The 12,244-nt window shown below is 38.7% G+C and carries 14 protein-coding genes; all 14 read right to left on the reverse strand.

Annotated elements, in window-relative coordinates; all coding sequences use genetic code 11:
- Positions 1-9: 9 nt before the first annotated feature.
- The 14 genes from FG382_RS02085 to spoIVA all read right to left on the reverse strand — a co-directional run bounded on the left by FG382_RS02085 (position 10) and on the right by spoIVA (position 12,101).
- Positions 10-1,110, reverse strand: a complete 1,101-nt coding sequence (locus FG382_RS02085; protein WP_142537208.1) for a prephenate dehydrogenase — start codon at positions 1,108-1,110, stop codon at positions 10-12.
- Complete coding sequence (gene hisC / locus FG382_RS02090; protein WP_142537209.1) at positions 1,110-2,210, reverse strand: histidinol-phosphate transaminase; 1,101 nt, start codon at positions 2,208-2,210, stop codon at positions 1,110-1,112. The genes FG382_RS02085 and hisC overlap by 1 nt, the downstream gene beginning before the upstream one ends.
- A gap of 24 nt (positions 2,211-2,234) precedes the next feature.
- Positions 2,235-2,597, reverse strand: coding sequence for a chorismate mutase (gene aroH, locus FG382_RS02095; protein WP_142537210.1), 363 nt, complete (start codon positions 2,595-2,597; stop codon positions 2,235-2,237).
- A gap of 4 nt (positions 2,598-2,601) precedes the next feature.
- The gene (gene aroB / locus FG382_RS02100; RefSeq protein WP_142537211.1) at positions 2,602-3,684 is read right to left on the reverse strand and encodes a 3-dehydroquinate synthase; all 1,083 of its coding nucleotides are present in this window, start codon (positions 3,682-3,684) and stop codon (positions 2,602-2,604) included.
- 3 nt (positions 3,685-3,687) lie between these two features.
- A complete protein-coding gene (aroC, locus tag FG382_RS02105) occupies positions 3,688-4,869 on the reverse strand; it encodes a chorismate synthase (protein ID WP_142537212.1) in 1,182 nt (393 codons plus the stop codon).
- 98 nt (positions 4,870-4,967) lie between these two features.
- Positions 4,968-5,738 carry a CheR family methyltransferase gene (locus FG382_RS02110; RefSeq protein ID WP_142537213.1) on the reverse strand — a complete coding sequence of 257 codons (771 nt, stop codon included), beginning with the start codon at positions 5,736-5,738 and terminating at the stop codon, positions 4,968-4,970.
- A gap of 244 nt (positions 5,739-5,982) precedes the next feature.
- The gene (gene ndk / locus FG382_RS02115; RefSeq protein ID WP_142537214.1) at positions 5,983-6,429 is read right to left on the reverse strand and encodes a nucleoside-diphosphate kinase; all 447 of its coding nucleotides are present in this window, start codon (positions 6,427-6,429) and stop codon (positions 5,983-5,985) included.
- Between the two features lie 195 nt (positions 6,430-6,624).
- Entirely contained in the window at positions 6,625-7,599 is a 975-nt protein-coding gene (gene hepT, locus FG382_RS02120; RefSeq protein WP_170206429.1) for a heptaprenyl diphosphate synthase component II, read from the reverse strand.
- Between the two features lie 20 nt (positions 7,600-7,619).
- Positions 7,620-8,324 carry a demethylmenaquinone methyltransferase gene (locus tag FG382_RS02125; protein ID WP_142537215.1) on the reverse strand — a complete coding sequence of 235 codons (705 nt, stop codon included), beginning with the start codon at positions 8,322-8,324 and terminating at the stop codon, positions 7,620-7,622.
- Between the two features lie 3 nt (positions 8,325-8,327).
- Positions 8,328-9,089 (reverse strand): heptaprenyl diphosphate synthase component 1, encoded by a 762-nt coding sequence (locus FG382_RS02130; RefSeq protein WP_142537216.1) that lies wholly within the window; start codon positions 9,087-9,089, stop codon positions 8,328-8,330.
- A 51-nt stretch (positions 9,090-9,140) separates the two neighbouring features.
- A complete protein-coding gene (gene mtrB, locus FG382_RS02135) occupies positions 9,141-9,362 on the reverse strand; it encodes a trp RNA-binding attenuation protein MtrB (protein ID WP_093273145.1) in 222 nt (73 codons plus the stop codon).
- A 67-nt stretch (positions 9,363-9,429) separates the two neighbouring features.
- Positions 9,430-9,999, reverse strand: a complete 570-nt coding sequence (gene folE, locus FG382_RS02140) for a GTP cyclohydrolase I FolE (RefSeq protein ID WP_142537217.1) — start codon at positions 9,997-9,999, stop codon at positions 9,430-9,432.
- A 178-nt stretch (positions 10,000-10,177) separates the two neighbouring features.
- Positions 10,178-10,450 (reverse strand): HU family DNA-binding protein, encoded by a 273-nt coding sequence (locus tag FG382_RS02145; RefSeq protein ID WP_093273151.1) that lies wholly within the window; start codon positions 10,448-10,450, stop codon positions 10,178-10,180.
- Between the two features lie 172 nt (positions 10,451-10,622).
- Positions 10,623-12,101, reverse strand: coding sequence for a stage IV sporulation protein A (gene spoIVA / locus FG382_RS02150; RefSeq protein WP_142537218.1), 1,479 nt, complete (start codon positions 12,099-12,101; stop codon positions 10,623-10,625).
- Between the last annotated feature and the right edge of the window lie 143 nt (positions 12,102-12,244).

The following is a 12,244-nucleotide window of genomic DNA, read 5'->3' on the forward strand; positions in this document are numbered from 1 at the left end:
ATTACCTCCCTAAGAAATATATGTTTCAAATGTTGTATTCTTCGCAATACATTCGACTGCTTTTGCACGATCTTCCATCGTTTGAAAGCTAATGACCAAAATACCAAAAACATCTACTCGAGTCTCGACAATTCGCAAGTTCGTAATACTAATACGATCCTTCGCTAAATATCCAGTGATTTCTGAAATAACCCCTGGATAGTCTGGTACATCCACATACAAATCATATACAGCAAACATTGCACCTTGCTCGTTGATCGGTAGTTCATCCCGTACTTTTTTTGCTGTCCTAAAATAAGTTTCAATATCTTCTGCATCCGACTGTAATAGTAGATTTTGAAGCTTGATCATTTCATCAATCCAAGCTTGAAGCTGATTACTTAACTCATAACGGTTTTGAAGGGTAATATCTCTCCACATAATTGGATTCGACGAAGCAATTCTCGTTAAATCCCGAAATCCTCCTGCAGCAAGTTGCTTCGTGAAAGGAAATTGCTCGTTCTCAACAGCAAGCTGATGTACCAGTGATGCTGCTACTAAATGCGGGAAATGGCTCACTACTGCTGTCATATGATCATGCTCTTCTGCACTCACTTGCACTACTTTTGCTTTTGTTACTCCCAACAAACTCGATAATCTATTCATATTATCCTTACTCTCATTTGGAAAAGGAGTGAGCAAATAATACGCATTTTCAAAGAGATGCGCTCTTGCTGCTTCTATTCCACTTTTATGAGAACCAGCCATGGGATGTCCACCTATAAAAGTAATGCCTTGTTCTTTTAAAGTTACAGCAGCTTTCATGATTTCATTTTTCGTGCTTCCAGTATCGGTTACAATGACCTGTTCTTTTAGTTTCCAGCTTGCCAACTCGTTCATCAATCGAATGGTTTCATTTACGGGAGTAGCAAATATGATGATATCTGCGAACCCTGCAGCATCTTTCATATAAACCGCCATCTCATCGATGACACCAATCCTTTTCGCTGTTCGAAGTGCATGCGTATTTGCGTCATAACCAATAACTTTTACATCATTATTTCTTTTTAAACCGAGCGCTAGTGATCCGCCTATTAAACCAAGTCCTATGATGAAAACCGTTTGTTTCATTATAAAATGCCTTCCTCGTGTAAAACTTCATCTAATTTTTGCAATAACTCTGCGTTTTGCTCTTCTGTTCCAATCGTAATTCGAAGGTATCCAGGTTTGCCAAGCGCATTTCCGCTACGAACGATAAATCCACGTTTCATCAATCCTTGGAACACTGCATCGCTATCAGCCTTCACTTCCATGAATATAAAGTTTGTGTGGGAAGGATAAAAATGTAGATTGCGTTCTGTACAATAAGCTTCATATTGTGCTTTACCCGCATTATTCTTTTCTCTACACGATTCGATAAATGCTTGGTCCTCTAGCCCGATAATTGCGACTTCTTGGCTTAATACCGTGTTATTAAATGGCTCACGCGTAGGCTCTAATTGACTAATTACTTCTTCCGAACCAATTGCATAACCTACTCGGAAACTAGCTAAGCCGTAAGCTTTAGAGAAAGTACGCATGATTAATACGTTAGGGTGCTTGTCTAGTAATTGAATAGAGTCTTCATATGTTTCATCTGTTATGTATTCTGTATAAGCTTCGTCCAATACGATTAATACATCATTCGGTACTTTTTCTACAAATGCTTTAATCTTATCACTAGCAATAAGTGTTCCAGTTGGATTATTCGGATTACAGATCCATACGATAGCGGTATTTTCATCCACTGCTTCCGCCATTTTATCTAAATCATGCTCGCCATTTTCAAGTAAAGGAACCGTTCTAACTTCTGCTCCTTCTACAATCGCATTATGCTTGTATTGGCCAAATGTTAGATCTGCAACTACTGTATTTAAGCCTGGTTGTAGTAGTGCTCTTGAAACGATTAAAATATTTTCGTCTGAGCCATTTCCAAATAGTAATTGCTTTTCCGAAACGTTTAGATACTTTGCGACAGCTGTGCGAAGTTTCGATGCATAACCATCTGGGTAAATAGCGTAGTTGATATTGGCACTATCTAAGTACGCTTTAACTTTAGAAGATGCTCCGTAAGGATTTTCATTCGATGCAAGTTTTGTTACCGTACTTAAGTTGAACATTTTTTTTACTTCGTCTGTTGTTTTTCCCGGCTGGTAAGCTTGTAATCCAGCAATTTGTTTTTTGAATTTCATCTCACAGGTCCTCGTTTCTATAAGTTATTTCACCAAGTCTGGTCTTAATGTAACTGCATTATTTAAATAGATGTGCTCGATATCTTGTTGGTTTTTTTCCGTATTTATATGCATTAAAAGCCGAACGCATTTTTCAAGCGAGTTCGGCACATCCATTTCATGTGTGCACATTACTGGTACATAGGTCCATCCTTCTAAGCTTCTCACCGCTCTTGCAGGAAATGCGGATGTTATGTCTGTCGTCGTTGAAATTATAACGGATGCAATATCCTCGGGCTGTACATCGTTTGCTTTAGCCATTTCTTGTACAAGACGACTTGTTTCTAACAATACTTCTTCATTTGAATCGGCTGTTACCGTTGTTGCCCCTCTTACTCCCCTGATCATCTAATCACTCCTTGATCCACTTTCTCAGCTGCTCGTCGCAATGTTGCACATCGCTCATCGAAATTACTTGTACAAATGGCTCTCCAATTACTTGAAGCAAAGCAAAATGAAGCTCTCCATTCGTTGTTTTCTTATCCTTTAACATAAACCCTGCTAATTGCTCAAACGAACAATTAAGTACATGCTGAAAATTGTATCCTAGTCTAGTAGCAAGCTCATATACTTTTTGGGCATAACCTGCTTCTACATTCCCGTGCATTTCGCTCAACATTAAAGCGGGAATCATACCAATCATAACGGCTTCACCATGTGTAATTTTTCCGTATCCAACAGTTGCTTCAATCGCATGTCCATACGTATGCCCAAAATTTAAATATTTGCGGTACGATTGCTCTTTTTCATCGAGTTCCACAATACGCGCTTTCACACGAATCCCTTTTTCAAGCCATTGTAATAATGTTTCATTGTCGATAGATGCGATAGTAGGTAATGCAAAAAATTCATTCACCCACTCAGCATCACTAATTAGTGCATGTTTAATCACTTCTGCAAGTCCTGAACGCGTTTCTGTCTCTGGTAAAGTAGCTAGAAAATGAAAATCATAAACGACCGCTTGAGGCTGATAAAAAGCACCAATCATATTCTTGCCATTCGGATGATTAATGGCAGTCTTTCCGCCAACCGCACTATCATGTGCCAAGATAGTTGTAGGTATTTGATAGAATGGAATGCCGCGCATAAAAGTAGCCGCAACAAATCCCGTTAAATCTCCTACTGCTCCTCCACCTAAAGCAAACAACACCGAGTTTCTTGAACAATTTTCTTGTAATAAAAAGGTTTGCACATCAAAATATGCCTCAAACGTTTTACACGCTTCTCCATTTGGCACTATATATACTTTAAATGGGAATGAAAAATGCTCGCGAACATATTGTTCATGCAAACTCCACACATGCTCGTCCGTAATAATAACTAATTGATCTGCTTTTTCTAAAGCAGTCTTATACTGTATACAAAAATCTTTTAATATATTTTCTCCTAAATGCACTTCATACGAAGCATCGGTTGTTTTTACTGGGATATTCACGACTTAAAACCCCTTTGTATAAGCTCGATGTCTTTCTATTTCCGCTTTTAGTGAGTCCATTTTATCGCCATTGAATGTATCTAATACGGCTTGAGCAATTTCCCATGCGATGACTGCTTCCGCAACTACAGAAGCTGCTGGCACTGCACAGCTATCCGAACGTTCAATACTCGCTTTAAACGGTTCTTTTGTATCGATATCGACGCTTTGTAATGGCTTATAAAGTGTCGGAATCGGCTTCATAACCCCTCTAACAACAATCGGCATTCCTGTCGACATACCGCCTTCTAAACCGCCTAAACGATTCGTATCACGCGTATATCCTTCTTCCTCACTCCAAGAGATTTGATCATGGACCTGACTACCAAATAAATTTGCCATTTCAAACCCTAAACCAATTTCTACACCTTTAAATGCATTAATACTCATCATAGCCATTGCCAGTTTCGCATCAAGCTTTCGATCGTAATGAACATAGCTTCCAACACCTGCAGGCATTCCTGAAATAATTACCTCTACAACACCACCGATTGTATCGCCCGCTTTTTTCGCATTGTCGATCGCTTCCACCATTTTTTCAGAAGCTTCAGAATCCAAACAATAGACAGGATCCGCTTCAACAATTTCACGAATCTCTTCGACCGATTTGCCGGTAGCTAATCCTAGGTTCGCTTCAATCCCACCGATTTTCGTTACATGGGCAACAATCGAGATGCCTAATTCGCTTAATAATTGCTTTGCCACCGCTCCTACTGCAACTCGTACCGTCGTTTCACGTGCCGAAGAACGCTCTAGTACATTGCGCAAATCACGATGACCGTATTTCATCCCGCCAACTAAATCGGCATGTCCTGGACGTGGTCTTGTAATTTGTCGTTTAATATCTTCTGGTTCCATATCTTCACTTAATGGTTCAATACCCATAATATTTGTCCAATGTTTCCAATCATCGTTGTTTACGACAAGACACACCGGTGATCCTAATGCTTTCCCATGGCGTACACCTGCAGTAATGGCTACTGTATCCTTTTCAATCTGCATTCTTCTTCCACGACCGTGGCCACCTTGGCGACGTTTCAATTCCTTATTTATCTGTTCACTTGTAATTTCTAATTGGGCTGGTAACCCTTCAATAATTGCTGTAAGTTGTGGTCCATGTGACTCACCTGCTGTTAAATAACGCACAACACTTTCCCCCTTCAACTCGCTAAAGTATTTATATTCCACTATAACATAGAATCTATCTCAAAGTAAGAAGAAAACTGTCTATTTTTTTAGACAGTTCATTTCTTCCGATAAAAAAACGTGTCTTCCGTTTCAAATCCATAGTTTCCTGGATTGAAAATCTGTTCAGTACTACCGACGAATAGAATACCGCCTGGCTTAAGAGAATTACTAAAATTTTTATATATTTGATCCTTCGCTTCCTCTGTAAAGTAAATCATAACGTTGCGACAAATAATTAAATCGAAATTCTTCTCATATGTATCCTTTAATAAATTGTGTTTTTTAAAGGTGACGGTCCTCTTAATCGCATCGTCCACTTTATAAAAGGCTGCTTGTTTCTCAAAATATTTCGACTTCACATTGGCTGGTACTTCCGCAAGCGAACGCTCTGGATAAATGCCAACTTTCGCCCTTTGTATAGCATTTTCATCTAAATCTGTTGCTAGTATAGAGATTTGGGAGAGCGGTTGGTGATTAGATAGCACCATAGCAGTAGTATAAGGCTCTTCTCCAGTCGAACAAGCGGCACTCCATATTTTTAATCGTTTGTTCTCTGCTAATAGTTTGGGAAATATCTTTTGCTCTAGGACATCCCAGCGTTTGGCATTTCGATAAAACTCAGACACATTTATTGTCATTCTATCTAAAAACTCATTCAAGAGATTGTTGTCTCTGTCTAATGCTTGAAAGAAATCGACAAAGTTTTTATATCCTTTTTTTTCATATAAAGAAGTAAGGCGTCGTTTCATTTGGGCTTCTTTATACGCAGCAAGATCAATTCCCGTTTTTCTTTTGACGGAATCTACAAATTTAATATAATCTGGCAACTGACATCGTTCCTTTCCAAAGACCTATGTATAGTATATCGCAATCAGTCCATTTCGAATATAGAAAAAGACAGACAAATGTGAACACTTGTCTGTCTTTTTAAAATTGGATTCAAAAATTTTCTAGTTGCACCGCCTAGCTCCTCTGGGTCAAATAACCTTCCCTCAATAAAGTCAAAGAGTGACTTCTTTGAGGATAGAACATTTGCCTCTCAAAGTTGCCGTGGACAGTCCACTTTTCTTATTAGTTAATCCAGTTGTTAGCGTCTTTAGCGTATGCTACTAATTCTTCTTGTTTGAAGAATAAACCGATTTCGCGTTCAGCGCTTTCTGGTGAGTCAGAACCGTGGATAATGTTTTTGCCAACAGTTACTGCGAAGTCTCCGCGGATTGTTCCTGGAGCTGATTCTTTAGGGTTTGTAGCACCCATCATAAGACGAGCTGTTGAGATAACGTTTTCCCCTTCCCAAACCATAGCGAAAACTGGTCCAGAAGTGATGAATTCTACTAATTCACCAAAGAATGGGCGTTCTTTGTGTTCTCCGTAATGTTGTTCTGCTAATTCAGTTGGAATTTGCATTAATTTTGCTCCAACTAATTGATATCCTTTTTTCTCAAAACGACTTACGATTTCACCGATTAGGTTACGTTGTACGCCATCAGGTTTTACCATTAAAAATGTTTTTTCCATGATTAACACTCCTCAAATAAATATAATAAGCTTAAGTGAAACTTCCATCAGTCGGGGTTCTTTCCCCCTACTAATGGTTAGTTGAACCAATCGTGGTTTCACAAGCTGTAAGTTTAAGTAGGATCTTACAACTGTTAAACCGGGATAAAATTCTCCACCGTTAAAAATAGTATCACTATGAGCTATCTTTTTCAATTAAAACTTACGCTTACTCATAAACAATGCGATATTTTGCAATGATTTTTTAGCAGAGTTCGCTGGTAATTGCTTCACTTCGTTCAAGGCTTTTTGTAAATATAAATTACTTAGTTGTTTGGCCTTCGTAATCCCTTCCGATTTGCGAATTTCTTTTAATAGATTTTGTTGATCGTCGGAAGAAATAGTTCCATTAAACATCGCATGAAGTAATGGAGCTACTGCTGGCTCATTTTTTGCATAGAGAACTGGTAATGTAATATTCCCTTGCAATAAATCGCTTCCAGCCGGTTTACCTAACTGCTCATCTGTTGAGACAATATCTAATATATCATCGATAATCTGGAATGACATCCCAACGTAATAGCCAAAAAGCTTTAAATGTCTAACCGTTTTAGCATCCGTTCCAGAAGCAATGGCCCCAAGCTCGCAACTTGCAGAGATTAAGATAGCGGTTTTGCGCTTTATTCTTCTTAAGTAATCTCGCACCGTTTGGTCTAAGAAACGCTTATCCTCCACTTGAATAATCTCTCCGATGCAAAGTTCAATCATGGTGTGAGATAACACTTCATGTGCATATGTATTTTGTACTTCTGTTATGTATTCCATCGCCTTTGCAAAGAGAAAATCGCCTGTATACATGGCGACTCGATTATTCCACTGGGCTTTGACTGTTTCTCTACCTCTTCGTGTTTCTGCATCGTCTATTACGTCATCATGTACAAGGGACGCCATATGTATGAGCTCTACTGGTACAGCAACATTCTTAATGGATTCAATCGAATAATTTCCGAACTTCGCTGCAAGTAGAACAAAGACGGGGCGAATTCGTTTTCCTCCAGCGAGAAGTAAATGAAGAGAGGCTTCATTCAATAAGTGAGAGGAAGAATTCACAGCAACTGCTAGCTCTTTTTCTATGACTTCTAAATCCGACTTTAAATCGGAATAAAGTAATTTCAACTTCATCTTATCCACAGATCCAAACCTTCTCCCACTTAAATATCTTTTTTGAAACCAATATGCCTTGCTGCTGCACCGCCACTATATGGTTTACTTGTTACATCCTTCATACCAACTTGTTCAAATAAATTCTTGAGCTCCGCTCTATTTGGAAAGTCTTTCGCTGACTCTTGTAACCAAGAATATTCTTTATAGCTTTTCGCAAATAGTTTACCGAACAGCGGCATTATATAGCGGAAATAAAAACGAAAACCAGTATTAAAAATTTTGGAATCTGGTTGTGATGTTTCTAAACATACAATCATACCACCAGGTTTTGCCACCCGATTCATCTCGCTAAGTACTTGCTTATAATCAGGTACATTTCGAAGACCGAAACCAATCGTGACATAGTCGAATGTGTTGTCCTCAAAAGGTAACTCCATGGCATTTCCTTGTAATAATTCAATTTGAGGAAGATGCTTTACTTTTTCTTTTCCAACATTCAACATGTTTTGACTGAAATCCAGCCCTTTTACGGTGCCGGTCGTTCCAGTTGCATTTGCTAATGCAATCGTCCAGTCGGCAGTACCGCAGCAGACATCTAATGCCGAGCTGCCTGGTTTTACTTGCATCGCTTTCATCGTGTCACTACGCCATATTTTATGTTGTTGAAAACTGATCACAGAGTTCATTGAATCATAGTTATCTGATATTTTTTCAAACACTTCATGTACATGTTGCTCTTTAGATTTTCCCACTGTTTAACCTTCTCTCAACTGCGTTTCCAGCGAACATTTCGTTACTCGTTCTACTATTGCGTGTTTTACATGTTCTTTTAATAATTCAGAAGAACGAACATCCTGAATTAAACTGTTTTCTATTTTTTTAATCTCCGTCTGAAGCAAGTTTACATTCGTTTTCAAAACGGTTGACTTATCGATATAAAAAGTAGCTTCCATTCGTTCGTAAGCAGCAATCTCTTTTTTCAATGAAGCTAGTAATAACGCTTCTTTCATAAAAAATACATAGTCATGAAAAGAATAGTATTCCATAAACTGCTCAATGGGTTTACTTTCTATTAGTTGAATAGATCCGACCAATTGTTCAAACGTATAATTTTGTTGATCGTAAAATCTCGTTTTGTGCTCGGTAATAGAAGCGACACATTCTGACAATTGTTGTATCAAATCTATCTTTTTATCTTTTGCCAACAGCTGATAGTATTTCCCACTGTAATAGTCTCCTGCAAGCACTTGTAATTGCTGTTCTCTCGACGTGGCATTTTGTTCTTTCACTAAATCATGTGCAGCAAGTGCTGAGAAGATAAGAGAAATGGCGATAACAGAAATTCGTTCTGACTTGTCCCAATCCTCTCCATTGAGTAGTGGTAAAAGTGTAAAAAACAAACGTTCTTCGTCAATGATTGGAGTCCCTGTATAATTTAACAAAGTACTTTGCCGAGTTTGCATGAGAATATCGCTTTTGAATTGATTTACCTGTTGTGTGATCATTGTTTCGTTCATACACTTTACTCCATTTCCCAACCGCGCTTACTTCACTTTAGTGTAGGTCTTTTATTTTTTAGATTCACTTTGAATGACACCGTTTGCAGTGTGAACCGATGCTTTTCCTCTTATTTTCATAGCTGAAGTGTGCTCTGTGAACTGCGCAATCATCACTTCACCAGTATCTAGTTTTTCAGAATGATGGAACTTCGTATCCGTGCCACGAGTAAGTCCAATAACATGCACGCCATCTTCTTCTGCTTTAATAACGATAAAATCTGAACTAGACATTATCTATTCTCCTTTACAGAACAATCTTTTTTCATCATACCATATTCTAAAACATTCGCCAAAGCTGTTACTTCATCTGTATAAAAGATAATATTTCGGATCGTTTCACTTCGTCTGTTTCTAAAATCCCTCTAGCTACTGCTGTTACCGTTTTTGCACCTGGTTTTTTAATTCCGCGCATCGTCATACACATATGTTCCGCTTCAATGACAACATATACGCCGTGTGGATTTAACATTTCCATAATATCATCTGCAATACTAGATGTGATTCTCTCTTGGAGCTGTGGTCGTCTTGCCGTTGTTTCGACAGCTCTCGCCAATTTACTCAAGCCAGTTACCACTCCATCGCGTGGAATATATGCTACATGTGCTTTTCCGTAAAATGGAACTAGGTGATGCTCACACATGGAATGGAAAGGAATATCCTTTACCAACACAAGTTCTTCATGATCTTCGTTAAATACGGTTTTAAAATATTCTTTTGGATCTTGATGCAATCCTTCGAACATTTCTGCATACATTTTAGAAACTCGCTTTGGTGTTTCAAGCAATCCTTCTCTTTCTGGATTTTCGCCCACAGCTTCCAAAATCATTTTTACTGCTTCTTCTATTTTTTTCAGATCGACATTCGTCATCTGTTAACCCCCTAGACCAAACTATATATACCATTAGCATCTTAGCATACGAATCGAATATAATAAATATTTTTAACTATGTATCATCGTTATTTCTTTTTACCCTACGCTCTAATTGAAAAGAACGGCTACTATGAAGCAAGCTTCACAATAACCGTTCTATGTACTACAACATCAGTTATTTAACTGCGTCTTTAAGTGCTTTACCTGGTTTAAAAGCAGGCACCTTGCTAGCAGCGATGTCGATCTCTTCACCTGTTTGAGGGTTACGTCCTTTGCGTGCTGCACGTTCACGAACCTCAAAGTTACCAAAGCCGATTAATTGAACTTTACCTCCATCTGCAAGAGCAGCTTGAATTGATTCAAATACAGCTTCAACAGCTTTAGATGCGTCCTTTTTAGAAAGTTCTGCAGCTTCTGCAACAGCGTTTACTAATTCTGTTTTATTCATACCATTCACCTCCTCTCAAAGGAAGATAGCTTTAACTCTTTAAAAAGAGTATCACAACAGAAATGGCTTCGCAACACTATTTGCACGCGTTTAGGGAAGATTCCTCAAAAAAAGGTGTTTTTCATAAAATAACAGGACTTTTCGCTTAGTCGCGAAAAGCCCTGTATCATATTTACAGTATGAATGTTACCATTCCTCGGTCGCCTTCGTTTACCATTCGTTCGATTGTTTGACGCATTCTGTTCTTCGCAACTGCCGAAACGCTTTCTGTTTTGTAACGCAAGCTTTCTTTCATCACTTCGACTAATGAGGTGCCAAAAACTTGTGTTTGCCACAATGCATCTCGGTCGTGCAAATACCCATGCTTTAAATCTTTTAATAATTGCTGACTATGGAACTCTGAACCGATAAGCGGAGCAAACTCTGCCTCCATATCGACACGAATGATGTGAAGAGAAGCGGCTTTTGCCTTTAAACTAACCCCGTAGAAATTATTTTGTTTAATAATTTCTGGTGCAGAAGGCTGAAAATCTTGAATTGTTGGAAGCGATACCCCGTACCCATGGGTTTTAGCTGCTTCCAGCGCATCCGAGAATTTGTTGTATGCTTTTTTCGCCGTAGACGCATCTTTGACAAATAAAAGCCAGTCTTTTTTAGATTGAATTGGTTCTTCTAACCACTCATCACACACTTCTTGGAACACTTCAGGCTTTAATCCAATTTGAATACAAGCTGAGCCTCTTCCTGGATTCGCTTCTACTACTTCCGCTGATTGGATAAACGGAACTTGTTTGAATCGCGTAGCAAGCTCTTTTACATCCTTCATTTTAGACACAATTTGTAGCCATTCGTGTAAGGATGAAGTAATGGCATTATTCACAAAATGATCCGGTTCCAGTACATCTGTCCAGTCAGGCTTCACAACCTCGATATCGGTAATCGGAAATTCATAAAGTGCTTGTTGGAGTATGTACTGAATTTCCTCCGCGGTCATTCGGTCCACAGCCACTGCTATTACAGGCACTTCATGTTTTTTCTGTAGTTCTTCACTCAGGTGAATGGTGTCAATATGACCAGGGGTTTTGCTATTTAAAACAATAACAAACGGTTTGCCAATTTCTTTTAACTGGGAGATTATTTGCTCTTCTGCTTCTTCCGCTGCTTTTCGCGGAATATTATTTACTGTGCCATCCGTCGTTACAACAATACCAATCGTTGAATGATCACGGATTACTTTATCTGTACCAATTCGTGCCGCTTCTTCAAATGGAATTGCTTCACTATGCCAAGGAGTGTGCACTAGTTTCTGTCCATCTTCCCCTGAACCCGTGTTAATCCCATCAATCATGTAGCCGACACAGTCCACTAACCGGATTTGAAGTCGTAATTGATCTTCTCCAAGATGAATATTCGTTCCATGTGCTGGGACAAATTTAGGTTCTGCGGTCATAATTACATTTCCTGGAGAACTTTGCGGAAGCTCATCTTGCGCTCGTATTCTTTCTGCTTCTTCTTGGATGTTCGGAATGACTACGAGCTCCATTACTCGTTTAACAAACGTAGATTTCCCTACCCTAACTGGACCTACAACACCAATATACACATCTCCATTAGTTCGCTCTGCTATTTGTTCATAAAGTTGATTTGACATGGATAGTCTCCTTTCTTCGCAATCTAATATATGTGCCGAAAAAACGTTTCATGCATAAAGCATAAAACGTTTTTCTGAGTAGGGATTATCGTATATTCAATATAGGTGGTAAAGTTTTAACAGGTGACTACTGCAGTAGGATA

This window comes from Psychrobacillus lasiicapitis, from assembly GCF_006861795.1.
GTDB classification, from domain to species: domain Bacteria; phylum Bacillota; class Bacilli; order Bacillales_A; family Planococcaceae; genus Psychrobacillus; species Psychrobacillus lasiicapitis.